Annotated in this window: 23 protein-coding genes and 1 pseudogene; 8 read left to right on the forward strand and 16 right to left on the reverse strand. The window is 61.0% G+C overall.

Annotated elements, in window-relative coordinates:
• Window positions 1-8: 8 nt before the first annotated feature.
• Complete coding sequence (pepN, locus tag ASE98_RS06210; protein ID WP_060540509.1) at window positions 9-2,666, forward strand: aminopeptidase N; 2,658 nt, start codon at window positions 9-11, stop codon at window positions 2,664-2,666.
• A gap of 1,366 nt (window positions 2,667-4,032) precedes the next feature.
• Window positions 4,033-4,314: a DUF6124 family protein gene (locus ASE98_RS06215; protein ID WP_060540510.1), complete on the forward strand. Its 282-nt coding sequence runs from the start codon at window positions 4,033-4,035 to the stop codon at window positions 4,312-4,314.
• A 73-nt stretch (window positions 4,315-4,387) separates the two neighbouring features.
• Here the strand turns inward: ASE98_RS06215 and ASE98_RS06220 are convergent, their stop codons facing one another.
• Genes ASE98_RS06220 through cpaB form a run of 8 tightly spaced genes read right to left on the reverse strand, consistent with a single transcriptional unit; the run spans window position 4,388 to window position 11,879 of the window.
• Window positions 4,388-4,663: a DUF3613 domain-containing protein gene (locus ASE98_RS06220; protein ID WP_060540511.1), complete on the reverse strand. Its 276-nt coding sequence runs from the start codon at window positions 4,661-4,663 to the stop codon at window positions 4,388-4,390.
• Between the two features lie 11 nt (window positions 4,664-4,674).
• On the reverse strand, window positions 4,675-5,388 hold the full coding sequence (locus ASE98_RS06225; protein ID WP_060540512.1) for a hypothetical protein: 714 nt from the start codon (window positions 5,386-5,388) through the stop codon (window positions 4,675-4,677).
• Between the two features lie 10 nt (window positions 5,389-5,398).
• Entirely contained in the window at window positions 5,399-6,289 is an 891-nt protein-coding gene (locus ASE98_RS06230; protein ID WP_060540513.1) for a type II secretion system F family protein, read from the reverse strand.
• Window positions 6,286-7,170 carry a type II secretion system F family protein gene (locus ASE98_RS06235; protein ID WP_060540514.1) on the reverse strand — a complete coding sequence of 295 codons (885 nt, stop codon included), beginning with the start codon at window positions 7,168-7,170 and terminating at the stop codon, window positions 6,286-6,288. Before ASE98_RS06235 ends, ASE98_RS06230 begins: the two co-directional genes overlap by 4 nt.
• An 8-nt stretch (window positions 7,171-7,178) precedes the next feature.
• Window positions 7,179-8,459, reverse strand: coding sequence for a CpaF family protein (locus ASE98_RS06240; protein ID WP_060540515.1), 1,281 nt, complete (start codon window positions 8,457-8,459; stop codon window positions 7,179-7,181).
• Complete coding sequence (locus ASE98_RS06245) at window positions 8,456-9,646, reverse strand: AAA family ATPase (protein ID WP_060540516.1); 1,191 nt, start codon at window positions 9,644-9,646, stop codon at window positions 8,456-8,458. Before ASE98_RS06245 ends, ASE98_RS06240 begins: the two co-directional genes overlap by 4 nt.
• Window positions 9,643-10,905 (reverse strand): type II and III secretion system protein family protein, encoded by a 1,263-nt coding sequence (locus tag ASE98_RS06250; protein WP_060540517.1) that lies wholly within the window; start codon window positions 10,903-10,905, stop codon window positions 9,643-9,645. Before ASE98_RS06250 ends, ASE98_RS06245 begins: the two co-directional genes overlap by 4 nt.
• A 23-nt stretch (window positions 10,906-10,928) precedes the next feature.
• A complete protein-coding gene (gene cpaB, locus ASE98_RS06255) occupies window positions 10,929-11,879 on the reverse strand; it encodes a Flp pilus assembly protein CpaB (protein ID WP_060540518.1) in 951 nt (316 codons plus the stop codon).
• A gap of 316 nt (window positions 11,880-12,195) precedes the next feature.
• Between cpaB and ASE98_RS06260 the strand changes: the two genes are divergently transcribed.
• Window positions 12,196-12,405: a Flp family type IVb pilin gene (locus ASE98_RS06260; RefSeq protein ID WP_060540519.1), complete on the forward strand. Its 210-nt coding sequence runs from the start codon at window positions 12,196-12,198 to the stop codon at window positions 12,403-12,405.
• Window positions 12,406-12,480: 75 nt separating this feature from the next.
• Window positions 12,481-12,894, forward strand: coding sequence for a response regulator (locus ASE98_RS06265; RefSeq protein ID WP_060540520.1), 414 nt, complete (start codon window positions 12,481-12,483; stop codon window positions 12,892-12,894).
• Window positions 12,895-12,916: 22 nt separating this feature from the next.
• On the opposite strand, the gene ASE98_RS06270 is transcribed toward ASE98_RS06265, so the two are convergent.
• Window positions 12,917-13,771: a MaoC family dehydratase gene (locus ASE98_RS06270; protein ID WP_060540521.1), complete on the reverse strand. Its 855-nt coding sequence runs from the start codon at window positions 13,769-13,771 to the stop codon at window positions 12,917-12,919.
• 2 nt (window positions 13,772-13,773) lie between these two features.
• Window positions 13,774-15,126 carry a 3-oxoacyl-ACP reductase gene (locus ASE98_RS06275; protein WP_060540522.1) on the reverse strand — a complete coding sequence of 451 codons (1,353 nt, stop codon included), beginning with the start codon at window positions 15,124-15,126 and terminating at the stop codon, window positions 13,774-13,776.
• 265 nt (window positions 15,127-15,391) lie between these two features.
• Between ASE98_RS06275 and ASE98_RS06280 the strand changes: the two genes are divergently transcribed.
• Complete coding sequence (locus ASE98_RS06280) at window positions 15,392-16,669, forward strand: acetyl-CoA C-acetyltransferase (protein ID WP_060540523.1); 1,278 nt, start codon at window positions 15,392-15,394, stop codon at window positions 16,667-16,669.
• Window positions 16,670-17,198: 529 nt separating this feature from the next.
• Here the strand turns inward: ASE98_RS06280 and ASE98_RS06285 are convergent.
• Window positions 17,199-17,439, reverse strand: a pseudogene (locus ASE98_RS06285) (methyl-accepting chemotaxis protein); the annotation flags it as partial.
• Between the two features lie 270 nt (window positions 17,440-17,709).
• Between ASE98_RS06285 and ASE98_RS06290 the strand changes: the two are divergent.
• Window positions 17,710-18,603 carry a PA4780 family RIO1-like protein kinase gene (locus ASE98_RS06290; RefSeq protein WP_060540525.1) on the forward strand — a complete coding sequence of 298 codons (894 nt, stop codon included), beginning with the start codon at window positions 17,710-17,712 and terminating at the stop codon, window positions 18,601-18,603.
• A 228-nt stretch (window positions 18,604-18,831) separates the two neighbouring features.
• On the opposite strand, the gene cueR is transcribed toward ASE98_RS06290, so the two are convergent.
• The 3 genes from cueR to ASE98_RS06305 all read right to left on the reverse strand — a co-directional run bounded on the left by cueR (window position 18,832) and on the right by ASE98_RS06305 (window position 22,147).
• Complete coding sequence (cueR, locus tag ASE98_RS06295) at window positions 18,832-19,245, reverse strand: Cu(I)-responsive transcriptional regulator (protein ID WP_060540526.1); 414 nt, start codon at window positions 19,243-19,245, stop codon at window positions 18,832-18,834.
• Window positions 19,242-21,635 carry a heavy metal translocating P-type ATPase gene (locus tag ASE98_RS06300; protein ID WP_060540527.1) on the reverse strand — a complete coding sequence of 798 codons (2,394 nt, stop codon included), beginning with the start codon at window positions 21,633-21,635 and terminating at the stop codon, window positions 19,242-19,244. Before ASE98_RS06300 ends, cueR begins: the two co-directional genes overlap by 4 nt.
• A 128-nt stretch (window positions 21,636-21,763) precedes the next feature.
• Window positions 21,764-22,147 carry a hypothetical protein gene (locus tag ASE98_RS06305; protein ID WP_060540528.1) on the reverse strand — a complete coding sequence of 128 codons (384 nt, stop codon included), beginning with the start codon at window positions 22,145-22,147 and terminating at the stop codon, window positions 21,764-21,766.
• 148 nt (window positions 22,148-22,295) lie between these two features.
• Between ASE98_RS06305 and ASE98_RS06310 the strand changes: the two genes are divergently transcribed.
• Window positions 22,296-22,493, forward strand: a complete 198-nt coding sequence (locus ASE98_RS06310; protein ID WP_060540529.1) for a heavy-metal-associated domain-containing protein — start codon at window positions 22,296-22,298, stop codon at window positions 22,491-22,493.
• A 91-nt stretch (window positions 22,494-22,584) separates the two neighbouring features.
• Window positions 22,585-23,781: a multidrug effflux MFS transporter gene (locus ASE98_RS06315; RefSeq protein WP_060540530.1), complete on the forward strand. Its 1,197-nt coding sequence runs from the start codon at window positions 22,585-22,587 to the stop codon at window positions 23,779-23,781.
• 8 nt (window positions 23,782-23,789) lie between these two features.
• Here the strand turns inward: ASE98_RS06315 and ASE98_RS26900 are convergent, their stop codons facing one another.
• Both ASE98_RS26900 and ASE98_RS06320 read right to left on the reverse strand, forming a co-directional pair.
• The gene (locus ASE98_RS26900) at window positions 23,790-23,963 is read right to left on the reverse strand and encodes a hypothetical protein (RefSeq protein ID WP_177336950.1); all 174 of its coding nucleotides are present in this window, start codon (window positions 23,961-23,963) and stop codon (window positions 23,790-23,792) included.
• Between the two features lie 213 nt (window positions 23,964-24,176).
• Window positions 24,177-25,190, reverse strand: a complete 1,014-nt coding sequence (locus ASE98_RS06320; RefSeq protein ID WP_060540531.1) for a zinc-binding alcohol dehydrogenase family protein — start codon at window positions 25,188-25,190, stop codon at window positions 24,177-24,179.
• Window positions 25,191-25,277: the final 87 nt, after the last annotated feature.

Raw genomic sequence — 25,277 nt, forward strand, 5'->3', positions numbered from 1 at the left:
ACTCCAGCATGCGCACCGAACAACCGAAGATGATCTACCTGAAGGACTATCAGGCGCCCGAGTACCTGATCGACGAGACGCACCTGACCTTCGAGTTGTTCGAGGACCACAGCCTGGTCCATGCGCAACTGGTGATGCGCCGCAACCCCGAGCGCGGCCCGGGCCTGCCGCCGCTGGTGCTGGACGGCCAGCAGTTGGAGCTGCTGTCGGTCACCCTGGCTGATCGCGAGTTGAGCGACGTCGACTATCAGTTGACGGAGAGTCACCTGACCCTGCACCCGACCAGCACCACCTTCACGGTCGACACCAGCGTCAGGATCCACCCGGAAACCAACACCGCGCTGGAAGGCCTGTACAAGTCCGGCACGATGTTCTGCACCCAGTGCGAAGCCGAAGGCTTCCGCAAGATCACCTATTACCTCGACCGCCCGGACGTGATGAGCACGTTTACCACCACGGTCGTCGCCGAGCAGCACAGCTATCCGGTGCTGCTGTCCAACGGTAACCCGATTGCCTCGGGTCCGGGCGAGGACGGGCGGCACTGGGCGACCTGGGAAGACCCGTTCAAGAAGCCGGCCTACCTGTTTGCGCTGGTGGCCGGGGACCTGTGGTGCGTCGAAGACACCTTCACCACCATGACCGAGCGCTCCGTGGCGCTGCGTATTTATGTCGAGCCGGAAAACATCGACAAGTGCCAGCATGCGATGAACAGCCTGAAGAAATCCATGCGCTGGGACGAAGAGGTCTACGGTCGCGAATACGATCTGGACATCTTCATGATCGTTGCCGTGAATGACTTCAACATGGGTGCGATGGAAAACAAGGGCCTCAACATCTTCAACTCCAGCGCCGTGCTTGCCCGGGCTGAAACTGCCACAGACGCCGCGCACCAGCGGGTCGAGGCGATCGTCGCCCACGAATATTTCCACAACTGGTCGGGCAACCGCGTGACCTGCCGGGACTGGTTCCAGCTGTCGCTCAAGGAAGGCTTCACCGTGTTCCGCGATGCCGGGTTCTCCTCGGACATGAACTCGGCGACGGTCAAGCGCATCCAGGACGTAGCGTACCTGCGTACCCACCAGTTCGCCGAAGACGCTGGCCCCATGGCCCACGCCGTGCGCCCGGACAGCTTCATCGAGATTTCCAACTTCTACACCCTGACCGTGTACGAAAAGGGCTCGGAAGTGGTCGGCATGATCCACACCCTGCTCGGCGCCGAAGGCTTCCGTAAAGGCAGCGACCTGTACTTCGAGCGTCATGACGGCCAGGCCGTGACCTGCGATGACTTCATCAAGGCCATGGAAGATGCCAATGGCGTCGACCTGACCCAGTTCAAGCGCTGGTACAGCCAGGCGGGTACTCCACGTCTGGTGGTGAGCGAGTCCTACGACGCCGCGGCGAAAACCTACAGCCTGACCTTCCGCCAAAGCTGCCCGCAAACCCCGGACAAGGTTGAAAAACTGCCGTTCGTGATTCCGGTCGAACTCGGCCTGCTCGACAGCAAGGGCGGTGAGATTGCCCTGCGTCTGGCCGGTGAAGCCGCCGCCCAAGGCACAACCCGGGTGATCTCGGTAACCGAAGCCGAACAAACTTTCACCTTCGTCGACATCGCCGAACAGCCGCTGCCGTCGTTGCTGCGTGGCTTCTCTGCGCCGGTGAAACTGAGCTTCCCGTACAGCCGCGATCAACTGATGTTCCTGATGCAGCATGACAGCGACGGTTTCAACCGTTGGGATGCCGGCCAGCAGTTGTCGGTGCTAGTGCTGCAGGAGCTGATCGCACAGCAACAGAAGGGCGAAACGCTGGTGCTCGATCAGCGTCTGGTTTCTGCGCTGCGCAGCGTGCTGTCCGACGAGTCGCTGGACCAGGCCATGGTCGCCGAAATGCTCTCGTTGCCAAGCGAAGCCTATCTGACCGAGATCAGTGAAGTTGCGGATGTCGAAGCCATTCACAGCGCCCGCGAATTTGCCCGCAAGCAACTGGCGGATGCGTTGTTCGAAGGGCTGTGGCTGCGTTACCAGGCCAACCGCGATCTGTCGAAGCAAACTCCGTATGTGGCCGAAGCCGAGCATTTTGCCCGTCGCGCCCTGCAGAACATCGCGCTGTCGTACCTGATGCTCAGCGGCAAGCCGGAAGTTCTGGCGGCGACTCTGGAGCAGTTCGAAACCTGCGACAACATGACCGAGCGCCTGACCGCACTTGCCGTGTTGGTGAACTCGCCGTTCGAAGCCGAGAAAGCCAAGGCGCTGGCCAGCTTTGCCGAGCACTTCAAGGACAACCCGCTGGTCATGGACCAATGGTTCAGCGTCCAGTCTGGCAGTGTGCTGCCGGGTGGCCTGGAACGGGTCAAGGCGTTGATGCAGCACCCGGCGTTCAACATCAAGAACCCGAACAAGGTGCGGGCGCTGGTCGGTGCGTTTGCCGGGCAGAACCTGATCAACTTCCATGCTGCCGATGGTTCCGGGTATCGCTTTCTTGCGGACCTGGTGATCGAGTTGAACGGTTTCAATCCGCAGATTGCTTCGCGGCAGTTGGCGCCTTTGACGCGCTGGCGCAAGTATGACGATGCTCGTCAGGCCTTGATGAAAGGGGAGCTGGAGCGGATTCGTGCTTCGGGGCAGTTGTCCAGTGATGTGTTTGAGGTGGTCAGCAAGAGTCTGGCTTGAGTTAGCCGTTGACCTTGGCGGCCTTCGGGCCGACCAGGGTCTTGGTTGATTGAGTGCATATCCGTTGCTGCGGTAATGGCGGCTTATGGTTTCGCCCTTACGGCGACTCACTTTTTTTACAAGCGCCAAAAAAAAGTAAGCAAAAAAACGCTCGCCCCAGCGTCCGGCCCCTCGCTAAGGCTCGGCGTTCCTTCGCTCCGGTGTCCATCCGGKGGCATCGCCTCCGGTCGGCTTCGCTTCGACCTCCTCTCGATGCGTTCGACTTCGTCGAACGGCGCTACGCGCCTACCCCCCGGATGAACACCTCCACTCAGCCTCCCGACGGGGCGGGTGGATCAAGATCAAAAGCTGCAGGCGAGTTAACGCTCGGCCTGTTGAGTGGTGAAGAGCGGGTGTTTGCAGTTTGCTTTGCTTTGCTGCGGGAGCTGCGGTGCGGCGATCCGACGTGCTAGCGATGGCGGCCTGACAGCCGACCAATCTCTCTCAGATACACCGGGGACTAAAATTGTGGGAGCTGGCTTGCTAGCGAAGGCGGCCTGACAGCCGACCACTCTCTCGCAGATACCCCAGGGACAAATTGTGGGAGCTGGCCTGCCAGCGATGGCGGTCTACGAGCCGACCAATCTCTCTCAGATACMCCGGGGACTAAAATTGTGGGAGCTGGCTTGCTAGCGAAGGCGGCCTGACAGCCGACCAATCTCTCGAAGATACCCCGGGGACTAATTGTTAGAGCTGGCCTGCCAGCGATGGCGGCCTGACAGCCGACCAATCTCTCGCAGATACCCCGGGGACAAATTGTGGGAGCTGGCTTGCTAGCGAAGGCGGCCTGACAGCCAACCAATCTCTCGCAGATACCCCGGGGACTAATTGTGGGAGCTGGCCTACCGGCGATGGCGGCCTACGAGCCGACCAATCTCTCTTAGTTACACCAGGGACTAAATTGTGGGAGCTGGCTTGCTAGCGAAGGCGGCCTGACAGCCGACCAATCTCTCGCAGATACCCCGGGGACAAATTGTGGGAGCTGGCCTGCCGGCGATGGCGGCCTACGAGCCGATCAATGTTGTTTAATTTCGCCTCCGCTTCTCGGAAATATCCCACATGTTTTTCAGGTTGTCCGTCAGAAACTCGATCTCTAGCCTTTGTCTGTCACTGAAAAATCAGTGATCGGGTTTGGTCGCCCGGGTTTAGAATGGCGCACAGTGCCGCGTGAGCGGTTTTTTTTGTGCTTGCTTATGGCGAGCTGTGCGCGGGAGGGCTTAGGCCCTGCCGGGTTTCCATTCCCTGGTCGACCAACCTGCGCTCAGTTCGCCACCCTTCTGCTTGGTCGCAGTGGTGGCGAACTCCTGACTTTGAATGGAGATTCACCATGATCAGATCCACCCCACACCCCCCCGAAACCGAAGGCGTTTCCACCCCCATCACGCCCCCACGCATCAATCCGATGTTTCTCGTGGCCCCCAACATCAACACCGAAACCCTGCTGGCCCATGCCTGCGAATCCCTGGCGTCAGCCAGTGTCATGGCGAGTGACTTCGCGGGTTTTCTTGAGGGATCGCAACGCAGCACGATGCTGGGAATTCAGCAGGTGATCATGTTGGGTGAGCTGGCGGTGAATCGGGCTTTGGATAATCTCGATCCGCAGCAATAGCGTTCCATCCGATGGTTCTCGTAATCGCTCTTCGCGAGCTTGCTCGCGAAGGCGGGGGCCCGAACACAAGGGATTAGCCCCCTGACCCACTATCCACTACCCCTCCAGTATCCTGTTCGAAAAACGCTGGGATCTCATGCTGAAAACTTTTCAACCAGCGCTGCATGGCCAACTCGCGCTCGGCTGAACTGGCGGTTTGTGGTTTGTCGGAGGCGGCCTGGTTGCGGGCCTGCAGTTGCAGCCAGCCTTCGGTTTCCTGTTGTGCAGGTGAGGACGGGCCGGCGTCGATGGCGTGGGCGGCGAGGGGCAGGGCGAGCAAGCCGAGGCAGCAATATGTGATGGTTTTCATCCGGAGCGCTCCTAGTGAACGGCTGCTGGCATGATGGCAGCCACTTGCGCAGCCGCGCTCGGGGCCGACCTGTTCGGGGTCTTGAGTTTCTCGGCGCGAGTCTGGGCTTCGGTGACCTGGGCCGGGCTCAGGCCAAGGCGGCTGACCAGTTCGGCGGCGCGACTCCAGTCGTCCTGGTAGATCAGCAGCGTCACCAGATTCACAGCCGCCAGTTGATCACCTTGCTTGAGTTCAATGGCGGTAAGGAATTCGAATTTCGCATCGACGACACGCAATTGGTTGAGGTACACCACGCCCAGGTCGTTGCGGATTTTTTCATTGGTGGGCGCCAGCTGAACGGCCCGTTGCAGATGTGCTTGTGCCAGGCCGTTGTTGCCGCTGGCGGCGGCGAGTTGGCCGAGGCCGTGTTCGGCTTCGGCGGCCAGGCAACTGCCCAGCAGGCTGCGGTACAAAGGCTCGGCTTCGCTGCGGCCCAATAGCCGATAGACCCTGGCCTTGCGCAGGCGAACCTCGGCCAGGTTGTCCGGAAGGTTTTGCAGGTTGGCCAGGCTGGCGTGCAGCTTGCCGTCGTTGGCCATGTCGTCGGCCAGGTTCATCGACAGCTGTTGATCGGAATTCAGTTTGGCGCAACTGGCCGTGTTGGTCAGGGCGCTCCAGGGCGTCTGGCCGGTGTTTGCGCAACCGCTCAACAAAAGAAGACTCAATCCGGCTATCAGTGCTTTCATCTGTTTCCCTCTACGAAGCAAAGGCCAGGGCCAGGGCGGTCAAGCCCGGGCCGGCCAGTACGATCAATAACGCCGGGAAGAGAAACAACATCATCACGACGGACATTTTGGCGGACATCTTGGAGATGTATTCCTGCAGGCGCGTCAGGCGCCGGTCATCGAGCAGTTGCTTGAGCGACAGCAGGGACTTCATCGCACCACCGCCCTGATGGATCAGTTGCTGCAGGATCACGCAGGTGTCGCTGAACTCTTCCACCGCGAGCAACTTACTGGCTTTGTTCAGCTCTTCGCCCAGTTCCAGGCCTGAGTCGACCCGGGCCAGTACCAAGCGCAGTTCATGGGTCAGGGCGGGCAGTAATTTTTTGCCTTCATGACTCAGCACGCGAAGCGACTGCTCAACCGCCATGCCCGACTCGAACAGGATGCGCAGCAGCGAAATGAACGTTGAAACCTCGATCGCCAGCTGCTTCTGCCGATGTTGCGCGGCGGCGGCCAGCAGGCGTTTGGGCAGTAGATAACCGATGCCGAGCGCGAAGGTCGGAGCGGTCCAGCGGTTTTCCACGTCTGGGTAGAACAGCCCCTGGATCAGCAAGCTCAAGGCCAGCGCCAGCAGCGGGACGCCCAACTGAACGGCGGCGAACAGCGAGCGTTGGCGTACGCTGCGCCAGCCCAGACGGTTGAGCAGGGCCTGGGTTTCGCTATCCATTTTTACCGACTGTTGCCCCAGGCGGCTGGTGCCCAGGACCTCAAGCCATTGGCTGAAACGCTGCTCCGCCGGGGCCTTGCCATCCAGCCGCCGGGCCACCTGGCGCGCCCGCCGGCGCTGGTCCAGCAGGCCGCTGAGCAACAGCAGGGCGGCCCCGAGGAAAAGCAGTGCACTGATCAGCAATGGCATCTTCATAGGCTGCGCAACATTCGCCACAGCACCAGACAACCGACAGCCTGCAGCGCAAACGCACCGGCCAGCATCATTTGTCCCGAGCTTTCGTTCCACATGGTCAGCAGGTAGGTCGGATTGGTGAGCAGCGTGTAGCCGGCAACGCACACCGGCAACAAAGCCAGGACCAGTGCGGTGATACGGGTTTCACCGGTCATCGCGCGCAACTGCCGATCCGCCTGCTCCCGTTCGCGGATCATCTTGATCAGGTTCTCCAGCAACTCACTGGCATTGCCTCCGTAGCGGTGATTGACCTTCAAGCCGAGGGCAAACAGTCGTAGCTCATCTTTCTCGTACAGTTCAGCGAAGTCCGACGCCGCGTCGGCCAGGCTGACGCCCAACTGCACATTGCGCTGAATCCGGCCCATGGCATTTTTCAACGGGTCCTGGGCGGCATCGATGGCGCCCAATACCGCATCGGCCAAGGTCCGCCCGGACTTCAGGCTGCGCACGGCGTGATCGAGCAATGTCGGCAGTTGTTCGATCATGCGGGTAAGGCGACGTTGATAACGCCAGCTGACGTACAGGCGTAACGTCACCGGAGGGGCCAGCAGCAACAGCGCGGCACCGAGCCCGCCACCTGCGATAAACCCCACCAGCACCGCCAGGGCCCAGAATGCCAGCCACAGGCCCAGGCGGTCGGTGGGCCGCCCAAGGCCGGCGCGCAGGAACGCCCGCTCAAGCCCGCTCCATGAAGTTTTTTGCGCTATCGGTTGCGGCTGCCCCTGGCCCAGGCGATCCAGAATCCGCTCGGTGCCGGTCTGGCGCAATCCGCTGTAAAGCAGGCGCAGCGACAGCCCGAACAGGACAAGGCAAATGAGGATGAGCAGCGCCGGTTTGAGCATGCCTGGCCTCAATACGCCGATGGAGAGAGCACCGCATCGCGGCGCAGTTTGTCGCCGGCGGGGTTGACCGCCTCGCGCAGGAAACCGAAGCCGGTACGGCGGTCCAGCCGGAACAGGGTGTTGGTGACATACACGTCATCGCGCACGCCGACCACCTCGACCACTTCGCTGACGCAACGACGACCGTCGGGCATGCGGGTCAACTGGATAACCACGTCCAGCGCGGCGCAAATCATTTGCCGCAGGGTGCGTTCGGCGATGCTGCGGCCGGTCAGGCCCACCAGGGTTTCCAGGCGCAGCAACGCATCCTGGGCATTGTTGGCGTGCACGGTGCTCATGGAGCCGTCGTGACCGGTGTTCATCGCCGTCAGCACATCGACCACTTCGACGCCCCGAATCTCGCCGAGGATGATCCGGTCCGGGCGCATCCGCAGGGCGTTGCGAATCAGGTCGCTGGCCTTCACTTCGCCATGGCCTTCGGCATTGGGCGGGCGGGTTTCCAGGCGCACCACGTGGGGGTGGCCAAGTTGCAATTCGGCGACGTCTTCGATGGTGACGAGGCGTTCTCGAGGGTTGATCAACTGGCTGAGAATGTTCAGCAACGTGGTTTTGCCAGTGCCGGTGCCGCCGCTGATCAGAATGTTGCAACGCCTGCCGACGGCTTCCTGAATGAAATCGTAGATCGCCTGGTCGATGGTTTGCATCGTCATCAGGTCGGTGCTTTTGAGCATGTCCTGGCGAAACTTGCGAATCGACAGGCAGGGGCCATCGAGGGCAATCGGCGGAATGATCGCGTTGACCCGACTGCCGTCCGGCAGGCGCGCATCGACCATGGGGGACGACTCGTCGAGGCGCCGTCCCAGCGGAGCGAGTATGCGTTGAATGACGCGCTCGACGTGGTGCGCATCGATGAAGCGCAAATCGCTCAGATGCAGCACGCCGTCGCGTTCGACAAATACCCGATGTGGGCCGTTGACCAGGATCTCCGTCACTGCGCTATCGCGCAGCAGCACTTCCAGCGGCCCGAAGCCGGTGAGTTCGTCGACGATCTCTTCGGCCAGGCGTTCCATTTCATAGCGGGAAATGGCCAGGTGCAAACGCGCGATGTAATCGGCCACCTTGTCGATGACAAACTGCGCCAGCACTTGCCGCGAGCCTTCGAGCAGGTTTTTCCCTGACTCTTCGATGGCATCGATGACGTAGCGGTGCAACACCAGCTTCAGACCTTCGTGATCGGTATTGCCGACCGCTGAACGCTGGGTGCCGCCGAAGAGTTTTTCACTGCTCATTGTGCGCCCCTGAAACGGTTGAACCAGCGGGGCCTGGCTATGGCCATGTTTTCGGAGCGCTTGGCCAGGCGTTCGCCGAGTGCCCGCAGACTTTGCGTGAGGCCTTCCCGGGGAGCCAGTTCGAACAGGGTCAGGCCCTGATTCTTGGCATTGAGGCGGACTTCGGGGCTGTAGGGCAAGGTGGCGATGATGTCCATGCCGAAGCTTTTGCCCAGGGTGTCTGAGTCCGGTGCGACGCTGCGCAGGTAGCGGTCCACCAGCAACATGGCGTGGTCGAGCTTCATGCCTTTTTCACGCCACAGGTTGAGTACCGCCAGGTTGCGTCGACAGTCCAGCACGTTCTGGTCGGTGTACCACAGCAGTCTGTCGCAATGGCTGACAAAGGTGCGCAGGGCTTCGCTGTCCGGCTGGCCGGTGAGGTTCACCACGATGTGCTGGAAGTGGTGGCGCAAGGCGCTCACCAGCATGTACAGCTCGGCGGCGCTGGTGTGTTCCAGCGGTTCGTCGCTGGCGGCGTAGGCGAGGATGCGCAGGCCGCCTTCGCAGCGGGTGAACGCACTGTCGATCAACGTCGTATCGAGGCGGCGCAAATGGCGTAATGCATCGCCGAAATGAAACGAACTGTTGAGGCCGAGCAGGGCCAGGCTGTCGCCGCGGGGCAACCCCAGGTCAAGCAGCAGCGTCTGTTGCCCACTCTTTTGCACCACCTGTGCCATGTGCGTGCCCAGCAATGCACCGTCGGCGTTGCTCTGTACGCCGTAAAGCACGGTCAGGCCGCCCAGGTGTGTACTCGGCGCCACCGCTGGCAGGCGTTTGCCCAGGCGTCGCACCAACCCCGCGACCTCGCTGGAACGCGAGCCATAGGCGACGAAATCCCGGGCACCGGCGCGCATGGCATTGAGTACCAGCTGGTTGTCCATGCCATCGCCCAGCGCGACGATCGCCAGCATCGGTTTGGCCTCCAGAGCGCCTTCGATCAATGCGCACTGGGCCACTACGTGGTCACGGTCGAGGCCGACGAACACCAGGCTGGCGAAGGTCACGTCCACCAGCGCCAGCAACTCGTCGAGGCTGCCAGCACCGGCGCTGAGCACCTGACCCAGTGGTGCCAGGGCGCCTTGGAGCCATTCGAGGTCAGTGCTGTTGCGCGTGATCGCGAGGAAGGTCTGGCTCAGATTCTGGCTCATTGCGATAACCCGCTGCGTTTCTCGAAATCGCCGTTTTCGAGGAAGTACAGGCGATACCAATTCGGGTCGTAGTTGCGCAGTTTCTCTCCGGGCAACGACGGCAGTTGAGCGTTGGCGGCCAGCGGCTGCACCAGGTGTGGTGTGACGATCATCAGCAGCTCGCGCTCTTCACGGTTGACCGAGGAGCTGCGAAAAAACGCACCGAGGATCGGGATGTCGCCCAGCCCCGGGAACTTGCTGACTTGTGAGCTGTTTTGCGTGCTGATCAGGCCGCTGATGACGAAGCTTTCGCCATCGGCGAGGGAGATGCTGGTGTCGGTGCGGCGAATGGTGAACGCCGGCACTGTAGTACCGCCGATGGTCACGGCATTGTTGTAGTCCAGTTCGCTGACCTCGGGGGCGACCTTGAGGGCGATCTGGTTGTTGCTGACCACTGTCGGCGTGAGCGTCAGGCGGATACCGAATTCCTTGTACTCGATGGAGTAGCTGTTGCTGTTGGCACTGGGAATCGGGATCGGAATTTCACCACCGGCGAGGAAGCTCGCGCTCTGGCCGCTGATCGCCACCAGGCTTGGGCGCGCCAGGGTGTAGGCGAAACCGCTGCCCTCCATGGCATTGATGATGGCGAGGAAGTTACCGCCACCGGCGACGATGTTGTACATGTCGTTGGCCAGCGGAATGCTCGGCACGGCGATGCGCGGATCAAGGTTGCGCAGCGGGAACACCCGGGGAGTCACGGCCGTGTTGGGGACGGTGCCCGGGGAGCCGAACAGGAAGTTCGAATTCTTGCCGTAGATCGAAGTGCTGGCTTCTTTGAGTTTGGTCCGGCTGACTTCGACGAAGCGAATGTCGGTTTGCACTTGCGATGGCAGCAGCGAGTCATCGGACGGCAGTTTGCTGGTGCTGGTCATGGCCGCGGTGGCTCGCCCCTGAACGAACACCATGCTCTGGCGCGGCGCAGTGGCGCAGGCGGTCCAGACCATCAGGCTGGTGGTTCCCGACGCCATGCCGGTGAGGAGCAAAGCCTGATTGCCATTGACGCGCACGTCGGCAATTTTCGGGTCGCCGACCGCCACGCGGGTGATGGCCACCGCTGATTGCAGTTCCTGTTGCAGACCTTCGCCGACTTCCAGCGCTGCGGGCAGCGGGCTGAGTGCGGCACAGTTGCCGGCGGCCGCTGAGGTTGTTTGCAGTGGCATGCCGGCGAGCAGGGTGGCCCAGATCAAACCGTTGAACAACGGAGTAAAACGACTGCACATGGAGAGGCATTCCTTGCTTTTATTCAGGGGGTCTTTTGCGAGACTTCGTTGCCGCGAATGACTTCCACACTCGGCTTGCGCGACATCACCGCGTTGCCGGTCCCCACTGCTTTGGCGGGTGAGGTCATGGCCAACTGGTTGAACTGCAGCAACTCGCGGTTGGCGGCGGCCAGGCTCACCGCTGAATCTTTTTCACCCGCCCAGTAGCGGGCCAGGCGTTGTTCATCGGCGCTGCGCACGGCCAGGCGCAGTACCCCGGACTGGGTGGCGAGCATCAGGCGACTGAGCAGTTGTTCGGGAACAGCGAGCAACACGGTTCGAGCCGTGGCACGCAATTGATCCTGCCGGAGTTTGTCTTCATTGCTGCGCGCCGGGCTGGCAGGCTGACCGTCGTTGGTCAGCCCCAGCTGTTCGCCGACCCCGAGCACTCGCAGCGCCGGAATCACCAACTGGGCTGACGATTGCGGGTTGTTGGTACCCATTGGCAGGAACAGCAGCACGTCGACATAGTCCCCCGGTGTCAGTTGCCCACCGGCGTTGATCACTTCATCGACAGCCACCGCCATGGCGCGCTCATCGGGGTGGATCATCCGTGCCACGCGGCTGCCTGCTTCGAAGCTTTCGTCATTGAGCCAGGTGCCGGCACCGAGGGCGCGCCAGGGTGTGCGGCCAATGGCCTGGTCGAGACGAGTGAGACTGCCGGGCGGAACCGTGCGCAGATTTTCCAGGGCCACGTCGGCGGCGCTGATTTGCGCGAACGGCGCAACATCCTTGACCAGCACGACCACGGGCTGGCGGACGAGGTCCTCCGCTGGCGCAGGTACCGCGATGGCGGGGGCTGGTGCGGTGGCGACGGTTGGAGCGATAACGGTTTCGGGGGCCGGCTGACGACTGAGTGTCAGGCCCCAATAACCGGCAATAATGGCGCCGATCAAAAACAATCCGGCCAGGCCCAGAGTCATACGGCTGTTCATGACGGCTCTCCCTTTCCTGCTGCTACAGGCCTTCGTTATTAAAAAACGAGACAACTTCGCAATCAGGCAGCTATGAACATTTAACTATTTCGCTATGTCACGTTAGCGCAGCTAGAGCGAAATGCCATTAGCTCTCTGAATATATCGAACGGAAATGCAGATACTTAAGTGCTTTTCGGCGTCAATAAATTGGTTAATACTTTAGTATTAATGCGTATTTACAGTTGTTTGCCCGGGAAATGCCGACAATGCTGGTGCTGGCACGGAGGAATCATGTTGCGCTGGTGCAACACCTGTCGTCGTCCAGGAGAATGTCATGTCTTTTTCCAAACTTGTGCACAAGACCAAATCGGCGGTCGTTTCGTATAAAAAATTTATAAAAGATACCGAGGGCGCTTCAGGTATTGAATATGCGGTTGTTGCCGCGATGGTTGCGGTGGTGCTTATAGGGTTGAGTCCGAGTGTGAAAACAGCATTAGTCACATTCTTCGGCACGATTACAACCGCGCTAACTCCAGCGGCTTAGTTTCTAAGCCTGCAACTTGCTATCGTTTGAAATTTATCCTGACGTCAGCGCTGAGTCCATTGCAGGTGTTTCCCCATGAACGCTCCAGCACATCCACGACAGCAACTGCTTCTGGTCGATGACGAAGAGGACGCATTGCTTGAACTGGCTGAATTGCTGGAGGGCGAGGGGTTCAATTGCTATACGGCCACCTCGGTCAAGCTCGCACTGCGACAGTTGACCCGACACCCTGATATCGCCCTTGTCATCACCGACTTGCGCATGCCCGAGGAGAGTGGCATGGCGCTGATCAAGCGCCTGCGCGAGCACACCTCACGCCAGCACTTGCCGGTGATCGTGATGTCCGGACACGCGGACATGGAGGATGTCAGTGACATGTTGCGCCTGCAGGTGCTCGATCTTTTCCGCAAGCCGATCTACCACGTGCGACTGTTGGAAACCCTGAATAATCTGTTTCCGCAGCCGCAGGTTTATCTGGTCAAAAGCTGAGTCTTCCCTGAAACGTGCGCCATCAGGCGAGCGGTCGCCAATGCCCGACCATGTGCTCCAGATCCCCGGCGCCCGCCAGGCGCAAGTCCCCGCTCGACCCTGCCGCGCTGGCCAACAAGGTCACCTCGCTGGGCAAGCGCACCGGTTTTTTGAACTGCACGGCCATTTCGACATGCGCTGCCGCCAGTTGCTCGCCCAACGCAGCCAGCGTGCGTGCCTTGAGCCACAGACCATGGGCGATGGCGGTAGGGAAACCGAAGAGCCTGGCGCTCGCGGCGCTCAGGTGAATCGGGTTGTAATCGCCCGATACTCTGGCGTATTGCCGGCCAATGTCCGAGGGTGCTTTCCAGTCTTCAACTTCGCTTAACATCAGGGTCGATGCCAGCGCCTCCTCGACCGGTTCACCATCGAGTTTGACTCCGCGGCAGAGCATCTGGCTTTGCGCCTCCCACAGCGTGCCCAACTGATCGTCAAGGGTTGTCACCAGATCAAAGGTTGCGCCTTTGGCGTGGGGTTGCAGGTTCTGCACCTGCACGCTCACCCGGGCGCGACTCACTCCACCCAGTGGGCGCAATACGCGGATGCGATTGCTCAGGTGAATCAACCCCAGTAGCGGGAACGGAAAGTTGCTGGCAGTGAGCAATTGCATCTGCAGGGCAAAGCCAAGGATGTGCGGATAGGTCGGTGGCAGCAGGCCGTTATCCGCGAAACCGCAGACCTTGCGGTAAGCCGCCAGACGCTGCGGATCGACGTCCACCCAACAGCGCAAACCTGAGTCGGGCAGGGTCGTGCCGGTGATTTTGCGTCGCGTTGCCGCCCGCGCATACAGCCCCGGCAGACTCGGTTCGCGGTTGAGTGTGTGCCAGTCAGTGATCATGGCTAAGCCCCCAGAACACTTTGTCCACACACGCGCAGCGCTTGCCCGGTGAAGGCGCCGCTACCCGGTTGCGCGAGCCACGCCACGGCTTCGGCGACGTCTTGCGGCAGGCCCCCCTGGCCCATGGAGCTCATGCGCCGCCCGGCTTCGCGCAGGGCGAAGGGAATGTGTGCGGTCATTTGGGTTTCGATAAAGCCCGGCGCCACGGCGTTGATGCTGATGCCACGCTCATTGAGCAAGGGCGCCCAGGCCTGTGCCAGGCCAATCAGTCCGGCCTTGCTGGCGGCGTAATTGGTTTGCCCGCGATTGCCGGCGATGCCGCTGATGGACGCCAGCAGAATCACCCGGGCGTTGTCGTGCAGGGTGCCGCTCTCGAGCAGGGCTTTGGTCAGCACTTGCGGGGCGTTGAGGTTGACCGCGAGCACGGCGTCCCAGAATTCCGGGGTCATGTTGGCCAGGGTTTTGTCCCGGGTGATGCCGGCGTTGTGCACCACGATGTCGATGCCGTCGGGCAACTGTTCGACCAGTTGCGTGGCGGCGTCTTTGGCGCAGATGTCCAGGGTGACGCTGCGGCCACCGAGGCGGGCGGCGAGGGCGTCGAGATCGGTTTTGGCCGGTGGCACGTCAAGCAGGATGACCTCGGCGCCATCCCGGGCCAGGGTCTCGGCGATGGAGGCACCGATACCCCGCGCGGCACCGGTGACCAGCGCCTTGCGTCCGGCGAGCGGGCGCGTCCAGTCGCTCACCTGGGTCACGCAGGGAGCCAGGCGAATGACCTGTCCGGAGACGAATGCGCTTTTTGGCGAAAGGAAAAACCGCAACGGGCCTTCCAGTTGATCCTCGGCGCCTTCACCGACATAAATCAGCTGCAGGGTGCCACCGCTGCGCAGTTCCTTGGCCAGCGAACGACTGAAGCCTTCCAGGGCACGCTGTGCGCTGGCGGCGAACGGTTCTGTCAGGGTTTGTGGATCGCGTCCGAGGATCACCAGGTGTGCGCAGTGCTCCAGATTTTTCATCAGCGGCTGGAAGAATTCGCGTAGCTGTTTGAGCTGATCGGTGTGCGTCAGGTCGCTGGCATCGAACACCACCGCTTTGAGTTTCGGACCATGACCGGGGATCCAGGCGGTCGCCGTCGAGGGTTCGGTGCCGTAGCTGTAGATGGCATCGGTCAGGCGGTTGGCGAAGGCGCTGACTTTTTCCGCCAAGGGCCCGCCGCCGATCAGCAGCGCACCTTCCACAGGCCGCAGCCGGCCTGCTTGCCAGCGCTCCAGGCGGGTTGGCGAAGGCAGCCCCAGGGCGCCGACCAGGCGATGGCCGATGGATGAGTTGGCGAAGTCGATATAGCGGTCAGACATGGAACGCACTCCAGCAGCTGGGGTTCAAAGTGTGGACCATGAACGGCGATCAGTCGTTCGATTCACCATTTAAGGCCTACGCTTGGTAACAGCAGAGTAGTTTGACCACGGGATTTGGCTAGCACCTCAACCTTTGTGGGAGCGGGCTTGCTCGCGAAAGCGCCAGCACATTCAACATCTCGGTTGACTGATCCACCGCTTTCGCGAGCAAGCCCGCTCCCACAGGGGGAAGGTGTTGAAATCAGATAATTTGTCAGGAGCTTCTATGACCCAGCTGCGCCGTGTCGCGATCATCGGCGGTAACCGGATTCCCTTCGCTCGCTCCAACGGTCCGTATGCCACGGCCAGCAATCAGGTGATGCTCACCGCCGCGCTGGAAGGTCTGATCGAGCGCTACAACTTGCACGGCCAGCGCATCGGTGAGGTGGTCGCGGGGGCGGTGCTCAAGTTGTCCCGGGACATGAACCTGACCCGCGAATGCGTGCTCGGCTCGCGGCTGTCACCCGCGACCCCGGCTTATGACATTCAGCAGGCCTGTGGCACCGGGCTGGAAGCGGCATTGCTGGTGGCGAACAAAATTGCCCTGGGGCAGATCGAGTGCGGCATTGCCGGCGGTGTCGATACCACCTCGGACGCGCCGATCAGTGTCAACGAAGGCCTGCGCAAGATTCTGCTGCAAGCCAACCGGGTGAAAACCACGGGCGACAAACTGAAGACGTTCCTGCAATTGCGCCCCCGTCATCTGGTCCCCGAGTTTCCGCGCAACGGTGAGCCACGCACCGGTTTGTCCATGGGCCAGCACTGCGAACTGATGGCCCAGACCTGGAACATTGCCCGCGAAGACCAGGACCGGCTCGCGCTCGAGAGCCATCAGAAACTGGCGGCGTCTTACGCCGAAGGCTGGCACAACGATCTGATGACCCCCTTTCTGGGGCTTACCCGCGATAACAACCTGCGGCCCGACTCGACTTTGGAAAAGCTCGCGGCACTCAAACCGGCCTACGAAAAAAGCGCGAAGGGCAGCCTGACGGCCGGCAACTCGACGCCGCTGACCGATGGCGCGTCTCTGGTGTTGCTGGGCAGTGAGGAATGGGCGAAGGAGCGCGGCTTGCCGATCCTGGCGTACCTGCGCGACGGTGAAGCGGCAGCGGTGGATTTCGTCAACGGAGCTGAAGGCTTGTTGATGGCGCCGGTCTATGCGGTACCACGCTTGCTGGCGCGCAATGGCCTGACGCTACAGGACTTCGACTATTACGAAATCCACGAAGCTTTCGCCGCGCAGGTGTTGTGCACCTTGAAGGCCTGGGAGGATCCCGAGTACTGCAAAACCCGGCTCGGCCTTGATGCGCCATTGGGGTCGATTGATCGGAGCCGGCTTAACGTCAAAGGCAGTTCCCTGGCGGCAGGGCATCCGTTTGCGGCCACGGGTGGGCGCATTGTTGCCAACCTGGCGAAGTTGCTGGATGCGGCGGGCAGGGGGCGGGGGTTGATTTCGATTTGCGCGGCAGGAGGGCAGGGGGTGACGGCGATACTTGAGCGTTGACTGCAAGGGCCACCCTCACCCTAACCCTCTCCCAAAGGGAGAGGGGACTGACYGGGTTGTCTGGACGATATACAGCGACCTGAGAGCCTGAGTTGAACTCAGGTTTTGAACTGCATGAGGATCAACTCGATTTCCCTATTTCCCAAAGGGAGAGGGGACTGACYGGGTTGKCTGGACGATATACAGCGACCTGAGAGCCTGAGTGAACTCAGGTTTTGAACTGCATGAGGATCAGCTCGATTTCCCTCTTTCCCAAAGGGAGAGGGGAATGACCGGGTTGTCTGGACGATGTACGGCGACCTGAGAGTCTGAATCGAACTCAGGTTTTGAACTGCATGAGGATCAGCTCGATTTCCCTCTCTTCCGGAGGGAAAGGGGACTGACCGAGTCGTCTGGACGATGTACGGCGACCTTAGAGCCTGAGTCAAACTCAGGTTTTGAACAGTTTGAAGATCTGCTCCCTTTCCCCCTCTCCCCTTGGGGGAGAGGGCTGGGGTGAGGGGGGCTTTTAAAGGTTCTTCGCCGACTATCAGGTACGAAACCGCCGCATCAACCCGTCGAGCTCATTCGACAACCCGGCCAGACTCTGGGAGTCCAGGTACGCCGAGTTCGCCAGTTCCGCCACCCACTGTGTATCGCTGTGGATCTGGCTGATGTGCCGGTTTATGTCTTCGGCCACTTGATGCTGTTGCTCGGCTGCCGTGCCGATCTGGGTGTTCATGATCACGGATCACGTCCACCGACTCGCGGATCTGTCCGAAGCAGTTACGCCTCACTCTTGGTCAACCCCGGGTCCTGAGTGCGGCATCGCTGGTTTTGGCGCGATTGTCGGACACGTCACTTTGTCACCAAGAGCTTCGGCTGCGGTCGAAGGAAATTGAAGATTACCGGGAAAAATCCTGTCTATGTGATGAGTTGCGTTGCCAGCTTGTGTCGGAAATGCTTGTCTTAGGTCGGCAACCCCTCCCCCCGGCGAGTGGATTGCCGTATAACGAATGACTTTCGCGTGTTTGGTAATAAAGGACCCATAATAAAAGCTGATGAAGACTCCAAAACGCATTGAACCCCTGATCGAGGACGGTCTGGTCGACGAGGTGCTGCGCCCACTCATGAGTGGTAAAGAAGCAGCTGTTTATGTGGTGCGCTGCGGTAACGAGTTACGTTGCGCGAAGGTCTACAAGGAGGCGAATAAACGCAGTTTCCGTCAGGCGGCCGAGTATCAGGAAGGCCGCAAGGTGCGCAACAGCCGTCAGGCCCGGGCGATGGCCAAGGGCTCCAAGTTTGGCCGCAAGGAAACCGAAGACGCCTGGCAGAACGCCGAAGTGGCGGCGCTATTCAGGCTGGCCAGTGCCGGCGTGCGGGTACCCAAGCCGTTCGATTTCCTCGAAGGCGTGCTGCTCATGGAGCTGGTGGCCGACGAATACGGTGATGCCGCGCCGCGCCTGAACGATGTGGTACTGGAACCGGATCAAGCGCGCGAGTATCACGCGTTCCTGATCTCGCAGATCGTGCTGATGTTGTGTACCGGCCTGGTGCACGGCGACCTGTCCGAGTTCAACGTGCTGCTGACGCCTACGGGGCCTGTGATCATCGACCTGCCCCAAGCGGTCGATGCGGCGGGCAACAACCACGCGTTCAGCATGCTGGAGCGGGATGTCGGCAACATGGCGTCCTACTTCGGGCGGTTTGCCCCGGAGCTGAAAAAGACCCGGTACGCCAAGGAAATGTGGGCCTTGTACGAGGCCGGCACCTTGCACCCGGCGAGTGTCCTGACCGGGGAGTTCGACGAACCGGAAGAGCTGGCGGATGTCGGCGGGATCATGCGTGAAATCGAGGCTGCGCGCCTGGATGAAGAGCGCAAGCAAGCGGTGCGCGCGGCTGATGACGCGCCGCCAGGCAAGACTGAAGAACCGCCTCCGCCATGGATGCAGTGATGGGCTAAAGAAAAACCCGGCTTCGGCCGGGTTTTTTGTGGGTGTCAGTTATTTCGTGGGGTGTCAGTCAGATTCTTCCCTCACCCCAGCCCTCTCCCGGAGGGAGAGGGAGCCGACCGAGTTATTGGCAAGAATCACTGCAACCTTAAACTTTGAGTCGAACTCATTACTTGAAGCGCCTCACCCCAGCCCTTTTCCTCCGGGAGAGGGCTGGGGTGAGGGGTGGGTTCAGGCATGTATCAGTTGCGCACAACACCCCGACTCAAGATTTTTCAGAATCGGGCAATCCGGCCGATGATCCCCCTGGCAATGCTCAACCAGGTCCTGCAAGGTATCGCGCAGTTGCCCCAGCTCGCGGATCTTGCGGTTCAGTTCATCGATGTGCTGCCGGGCCAGGGCTTTCACATCGGCGCTGGCACGCTGACGGTCTTGCCAGAGGGTCAGCAGCTTGCCGACCTCTTCCAGGGAAAACCCCAAATCCCGTGAGCGCTTGATGAAGGCCAGGGTATGCAGGTCATCGTCGCCGTACAGCCGATAACCACTGTCGGTGCGATGGGCCGCCTTGAGCAGGCCGATAGACTCGTAATAACGAATCATCTTCGCAGTGAGGCCGCTCTGGCGAGCCGCTTGGCCGATGTTCATCGGTTGTCCTCCAGGTCCTTGGGTTTCCAGGTTTTCAACAGTAGCGCATTGCTCACCACGCTGACGCTCGACAGCGCCATGGCGGCGCCGGCCAGCACCGGGTTAAGCACACCGAATACCGCCAGCGGAATACCGATCAGGTTATACACAAATGCCCAGAACAGATTCTGGCGGATTTTTGCGTAGGTCTTGCGGCTGATCTCCAGCGCCGCCGGCACCAACCGTGGATCGCCACGCATGAGGGTAATGCCGGCGGCGTGCATGGCCACGTCGGTGCCGCCGCCCATGGCAATGCCGATATCCGCGGCAGCCAGCGCAGGAGCGTCGTTGATACCGTCGCCGACCATCGCTACCACGGCGGTTTTTTTCAGTGCAGTGACAGTCGCGGCTTTGTCCGCCGGCAGCACTTCGGCGTAGACATCGGCAATCCCCAGCGCATCGGCCACCACCTTGGCGCTGCCACGGTTATCGCCGGTCAGCAGGTGGCTGCTGATGTGGCGTGCAGCGAGTTGTTGCACGGCTTGCAGCGCGCCGGGCTTGAGGGTGTCACCGAAGGCGAACAGGCCCAATACCCGTGGCTCGGGGCTTTGCTCGATCAGCCAGGATAGGGTGCGGCCTTCGGTCTCCCAGGGAGCAGCCGAATCGGCCAATTGCCCTGCGCTCAAACCCGTTTCCTCGAGCAGGCGCCGATTGCCCAACACCAGTCGCCGCCCCCCAAGAGTGCCGGCTATGCCGCGCCCGGTCAGGGTCTGACTGTCGCTGACATCGGCCACGTTCAAACCACGTTCGGCACAGGCATCCAGCACGGCCCTCGCCAACGGATGCTCACTGCCGCGTTGCAGGGCGCCGGCCTGTTGCAACAGGAGTGCTTCGTCGCCATCGACGGCGCTCAAATGGGCAATGCGTGGCGCCCCCGAGGTCAGGGTGCCGGTCTTGTCGAACACTACCGCGCTGACCTCATGGGCACGCTCAAGGGCTTCGGCGTCCTTGATCAGAATGCCGTGCCGCGCCGCCACCCCGGTGCCGGCCATGATCGCCGTCGGCGTTGCCAGGCCCAGCGCGCAAGGGCAGGCGATCACCAGCACCGTCACGGCGTTGATCAGCGCGGTTTCCAGCGGGGCGCCGTACAGCCACCAGCCGATCAGGGTGGCCAGGGCGATCACCAGTACTGTCGGCACGAACACCTGGCTGACTTTATCCACCAGTTTCTGGATCGGTGCTTTTGCCGCCTGGGCGTCTTCCACCAGGCGGATGATGCGTGCCAACACCGTTTCCGCACCGAGGGCCTGAGTGCGCACGAGCAAGCGGCCTTCGCCGTTGATAGCGCCACCGGTGACCTTGTCACCCGGTTGTTTCGGCACCGGCAGGCTTTCGCCGCTGATCAGCGCTTCGTCGGCATGGCTCTGGCCTTCGACCACTTCACCGTCCACAGGGAAGCGTTCGCCGGGTTTGACCAGCACCAGGTCATGCAGGCGCAGGGCACTGATGGCGACGTCTTGCTCGCGACCATCGATCACCTGAATGGCCCGTTCCGGGCGCAGTGCTTCGAGGGCACGGATTGCGCTGGCGGTCTGACGCTTGGCGCGGCTTTCCAGGTATTTGCCCAGCAACACCAGGGCGATCACTACCGCAGACGCTTCGAAGTAAAGGTGCGGCATGCGCCCGGCATCGGTGGCCCATTCGTAGAGGCTCAAGCCATATCCGGCGCTGGTGCCGATCGCGACCAGCAAATCCATGTTACCGGCACCGGCACGCACGGCTTTCCACGCGGCGAGGTAAAACCTGGCACCGAAGATGAATTGCACCGGCGTGGCCAGGGCGAATTGCGCCCAGGCCGGAAGCATCCAGTGCACGCCAAACGGCTGCAACAACATCGGCAACACCAGCGGCAAGGCGAGGCCGATAGCCATGATCAACGCCCAACGCTCGCGGTGCAGGCGTCGTTGCTGATCGTCGGATTGTTGATGCCCGGCTTCCTGGACGCTGGCGCTGTAGCCTGCCCGGGTGACGGCCGCGATCAGGATTTGCGCGTCGATCTGGCCGAGCAGTTCAAGGTGCGCGCGTTCATTGGCCAGGTTGACGCTGACGCGCTTTACCCCCGGCACTTTGCTCAGTGCCCGTTCCACCCGACCGACACAGGAGGCACAGGTCATGCCGGCGATGTTCAATTCAAGGGTCTGCTGCGGCACGCTATAGCCGGCCTTTTCCACGGCGTCCATCAAGGCCGGCAGGCTGTCGCCGGGTGCCTGGACCCGGGCCTGCTCAGTGGCGAGATTGACGCTGACCGTACTGGCGCCACTGACTTTGCTCAATGCTCGCTCGACACGTCCGGCACAACTGGCGCAGGTCATGCCGGCAATTGGTAGGTCGAAGGTGGTGGATTCGGACATCGGTCACGCTCCCTGTAGTAGATAACCACAGGATCAACCTTGCCATGCTGGCAAGGTCAAGCACCAATCAATATTCACCGCAGAACCCCTGTAGGAGCGAGCATGCTCGCTCCTACAGGGGATCGGGCTCAATATCCGAGGTCAGCACGCTTGAGATACATCCCTTCCTGCGTCATCGCGATCCGGTACTTGAGCACATCCCCGGCCTTGAGCGAAATCTGCTGTGAGCCCGGGGCGAGCATGCCCGGGTTGCAGCCCGGCGTTTGCCCCGGCAGCAGCTTGAGACGCAGCGACACATTGCCCGGCGGCAGGTTGAACGAAGTGCTCTGTTCCTGAAACAGACGCGCCGCCAGTTGATCCTGGATGTACACGCCGATCTCGCAGGAAGTTGCGACTTCCAGGCGCTCGCGGGAAATCACCAGCACGCCGTAATCCTCCCCGTTGGCATGGGCCGAGGGCAGGGCGGCGAAAAGGCTGAGGAAGCCAAACAGGCTGAAAGCTGACCAGCGCATGGCTGAATCTCCTGAGTTCGAGTCATTGATGGACGCAGCTTGGCCGAGCGCGACGTCGATTGCCAGCCCGGCAGATAGCTGCAGAACTTGACCTTGCCATGGTGGCAAGCCCGAGACTTTACTCAACCCTCATCAAAGGAGTCATTCCATGCAGGTTTTCAATGTTGAAGGCATGTCCTGTGGTCATTGCGTCAAGGCCATCACCCAGGCAGTGCAGGCTAAAGATCCGGCGGCCAGCGTGCGCGTCGATCTGGCTGCCAGGGAGGTGGGTGTCGAGAGTGCCTTGACGGCGCAACAGGTTATGGAGGCGATTCGCGAAGAAGGCTATGGCATCCAGTTGGTCTGATTTTTGATAGTTAGCGAGCTATCGGAATGTTCAAGGCGTCCATGGGCGGCTAGACTGTCGGGCTGCCGACTCTTGCCCCTCTGGATGCCTGATGAACTTTCGCACCATTCTGATTCTCGGCGCCTTGAGCGCTTTCGGTCCACTGGCGATCGACTTCTATCTGCCGGCGTTTCCGGCCATGGCGCTGGCGTTCGCCACGGACGAACAGCACGTTCAGTTGACGCTGGCGGCGTACTTCCTCGGCTTGTCCATCGGTCAGCTTGCCTACGGCCCGGTAGCGGATCGTTTCGGCCGACGCATTCCACTTCTGACGGGGGTCGGCCTGTTCACCGTTGCTTCTCTGGCGTGTGCTTATGCACCGAACCTGGAGTGGCTGATCGGCGCACGTTTTGTCCAGGCACTGGGCGGGTGTGCGGGAATGGTGATCTCCCGGGCGGTGGTCAGCGACAAATGCGATGCAGTGGGGGCGGCAAAAGTCTTTTCGCAACTGATATTGGTGATGGGGCTGGCACCGATTCTCGCGCCGATGCTCGGCGGGCTGTTGGTCAACACCACCGGTTGGCAATCGATCTTCCTCGCCCTGAGCGGGTTCAGTGCATTGGCGGGCTTGGCCGTGGCCTTCGGATTGCCGGAGAGTTTGCCGGCCCATGTGCCGCGTCAACCACTCTCGGGGGCGTTGCGCCAGTACGGTCGGCTATTGGCTGACCCGGTGTTCCTCGGCCACGCCATGACCGGAGGCATTGCCATTGCCGGGATGTTTGCCTACATCGCTGGATCACCGTTTGTCTTTATCAAGCTTTATGGCGTTCCCGCCGAGCACTTCGGCTGGCTGTTCGGCATCAACGCGGCAGGATTGATTCTGGTCTCGCAGATCAACGCGCGGTTACTGGCAAAACGTGGCCCGGCTTTTTTGCTGGCGCGTGCGGTGTGGATTTATCTGGCGGCCGGCCTGACGTTGTTCGCGGTCAGCTCGCTGCAAACCGAAAAACTGTGGCCACTGCTGATTCCGTTGTTCGTCTGTATCGCCAGTCTCGGTTGCATTCTTCCCAACGCCTCGGCCTGTGCGATGAGCGGCCAGGGGGCACGCGCCGGCAGCGCTTCGGCCATGCTGGGCTGCCTGCAATTCAGCGTGGCGGCAGGTGCTGCCGCGCTGGTAGGCGTGTTGCACGACGGCAGCGCCATGCCGATGGCCATGGTCATCAGCCTGTGCGGCGTTCTGGTGGTGAGTGTGGCGATGCTCACCCAGCGTTTGCAGAATACCCGGGTATTGCAGAAGGCCCAGGCTTGAGGTGAGGCTCAGCCAGCAGCACGCTGCGGATAGAGGAGGGGAATCTGGTGGGGTGCCTGGATACGTGCTTCCAGGGTGCGGGTAAAAGCACGGGCTTCCGCTTCGCTACGGAAAGTCACGGCATGCTGGTCAAGATTGACTTGCCACTGGGATTTTGCCAGTTCTTTTATCAGGATCTTCACAGCTGATCTCCTCTTGTAAAAGACGTCATGCAAAAGGTTGCCTCACAGGAGATTCGATTGTAGTCCTCTATACGAGCGCTTTTGTGACAAGGGTCAACTGTCGGACTGACGGTGTGTAACAAAAATAATCAGAGCCTCGGGGCTCCGGGAGGGAGAGGCTCTACCTCCCGGTTTCCTGATTGTGCGCGGTATCTCCTTGCAGGGCGATTGAGCTCAGAACCCTTCCAGCACAATCTTGCCCTTGGCCTTGCCGCTTTCCAGCAGTGCATGGGCACGGCGCAGGTTGGCTGCGTTGATGGTGCCGAAGTGTTCGCCAACCGTGGTTTTCAGGGTGCCGGCGTCAATCAGTCCGGCGACGCGATTGAGCAAGTTGTGCTGCTCGATCATGTCGGCGGTTTCAAACAGCGAGCGGGTGTACATGAATTCCCAGTGCAGCGACAGGCTCTTGCGCTTGAGCTTAACCACGTCCAGCGACTTGGGATCATCGATCAGAGCCAGCTTGCCTTGAGGGGCCAAGGCTTCGACCAGTTGATCGAGGTGCTGGTCAGTCTGGGTCAGGCTGGCGACATGGGTCACCTGATCCAGGCCTGCACGCTTGAGTTCTTCACTCAATGGCTGGCTATGGTCGATCACCAGGTCGGCGCCCAGTTCTTTTACCCAGCTCTGGGTCTGCGCACGCGAAGCGCTGCCGATGACTTTCAGACCGGTGAGCTGGCTGGCCAGTTGCGTCAGGATCGAACCCACGCCACCGGCTGCACCGACGATCAGCAAACTCTGACCTTCGTCGACGTTGCCTTCGCGCACTTGCAGGCGTTCGAACAGTAGCTCCCAGGCAGTGATTGCGGTGAGCGGCAGTGCAGCGGCTTCGGCGAAATCGAGCGTGCGGGGCATATGCCCGACAATGCGCTCATCCACCACATGCAGCTCACTGTTGGCGCCTGCCCGGGCGATGGAGCCGGCGTAGAACACCTTGTCGCCAGCCTTGAACAGCGACACTTCACTGCCAACGGCCTTGACCACGCCAGCCACGTCCCAGCCCAGCACTTTCGCCGCGCCACCTTCAGGCTGCACATTCTGACGCACCTTGGTATCCACCGGGTTGACCGAAATGGCTTTGACTTCCACCAAGAGATCGCGGGGGCCGGCTACCGGCTCGGGCAGTTCAATGTCCTGCAGGGCATTGTCGTCGCTGATTGGCAAAGACGAGTAGTAGGCAACGGCTTTCATGTAGGGCTCCTGGAACACAAATAAAGGTAAGACGGGATGGGACAGATGATTGGCTATTTCTTGCGAAGATAAAACCGGCTACAAGAG

The sequence above is a fragment of the Pseudomonas sp. Leaf48 genome (assembly GCF_001421885.1).
GTDB lineage: Bacteria > Pseudomonadota > Gammaproteobacteria > Pseudomonadales > Pseudomonadaceae > Aquipseudomonas.

Bases quoted from the DNA above. Each gene is read 5' to 3' on its own strand.
- ASE98_RS06245 (WP_060540516.1), bottom strand. From the start codon at position 9,646: ATGAGCCAGAATCTGAGCCAGACCTTCCTCGCGATCACGCGCAACAGC.
- ASE98_RS06260 (WP_060540519.1), top strand. From the start codon at position 12,196: ATGTCTTTTTCCAAACTTGTGCACAAGACCAAATCGGCGGTCGTTTCG.
- ASE98_RS06230 (WP_060540513.1), bottom strand. From the start codon at position 6,289: ATGAAGATGCCATTGCTGATCAGTGCACTGCTTTTCCTCGGGGCCGCC.
- ASE98_RS06265 (WP_060540520.1), top strand. From the start codon at position 12,481: ATGAACGCTCCAGCACATCCACGACAGCAACTGCTTCTGGTCGATGAC.
- ASE98_RS06290 (WP_060540525.1), top strand. From the start codon at position 17,710: ATGAAGACTCCAAAACGCATTGAACCCCTGATCGAGGACGGTCTGGTC.
- ASE98_RS06320 (WP_060540531.1), bottom strand. From the start codon at position 25,190: ATGAAAGCCGTTGCCTACTACTCGTCTTTGCCAATCAGCGACGACAAT.
- ASE98_RS06280 (WP_060540523.1), top strand. From the start codon at position 15,392: ATGACCCAGCTGCGCCGTGTCGCGATCATCGGCGGTAACCGGATTCCC.
- pepN (WP_060540509.1), top strand. From the start codon at position 9: ATGCGCACCGAACAACCGAAGATGATCTACCTGAAGGACTATCAGGCG.
- ASE98_RS06250 (WP_060540517.1), bottom strand. From the start codon at position 10,905: ATGTGCAGTCGTTTTACTCCGTTGTTCAACGGTTTGATCTGGGCCACC.
- ASE98_RS06305 (WP_060540528.1), bottom strand. From the start codon at position 22,147: ATGCGCTGGTCAGCTTTCAGCCTGTTTGGCTTCCTCAGCCTTTTCGCC.
- ASE98_RS06240 (WP_060540515.1), bottom strand. From the start codon at position 8,459: ATGAGCAGTGAAAAACTCTTCGGCGGCACCCAGCGTTCAGCGGTCGGC.
- ASE98_RS06310 (WP_060540529.1), top strand. From the start codon at position 22,296: ATGCAGGTTTTCAATGTTGAAGGCATGTCCTGTGGTCATTGCGTCAAG.
- ASE98_RS06215 (WP_060540510.1), top strand. From the start codon at position 4,033: ATGATCAGATCCACCCCACACCCCCCCGAAACCGAAGGCGTTTCCACC.
- ASE98_RS06270 (WP_060540521.1), bottom strand. From the start codon at position 13,771: ATGATCACTGACTGGCACACACTCAACCGCGAACCGAGTCTGCCGGGG.
- ASE98_RS06220 (WP_060540511.1), bottom strand. From the start codon at position 4,663: ATGAAAACCATCACATATTGCTGCCTCGGCTTGCTCGCCCTGCCCCTC.
- ASE98_RS06300 (WP_060540527.1), bottom strand. From the start codon at position 21,635: ATGTCCGAATCCACCACCTTCGACCTACCAATTGCCGGCATGACCTGC.
- cpaB (WP_060540518.1), bottom strand. From the start codon at position 11,879: ATGAACAGCCGTATGACTCTGGGCCTGGCCGGATTGTTTTTGATCGGC.
- ASE98_RS06235 (WP_060540514.1), bottom strand. From the start codon at position 7,170: ATGCTCAAACCGGCGCTGCTCATCCTCATTTGCCTTGTCCTGTTCGGG.
- ASE98_RS06275 (WP_060540522.1), bottom strand. From the start codon at position 15,126: ATGTCTGACCGCTATATCGACTTCGCCAACTCATCCATCGGCCATCGC.
- ASE98_RS06315 (WP_060540530.1), top strand. From the start codon at position 22,585: ATGAACTTTCGCACCATTCTGATTCTCGGCGCCTTGAGCGCTTTCGGT.
- cueR (WP_060540526.1), bottom strand. From the start codon at position 19,245: ATGAACATCGGCCAAGCGGCTCGCCAGAGCGGCCTCACTGCGAAGATG.
- ASE98_RS06225 (WP_060540512.1), bottom strand. From the start codon at position 5,388: ATGAAAGCACTGATAGCCGGATTGAGTCTTCTTTTGTTGAGCGGTTGC.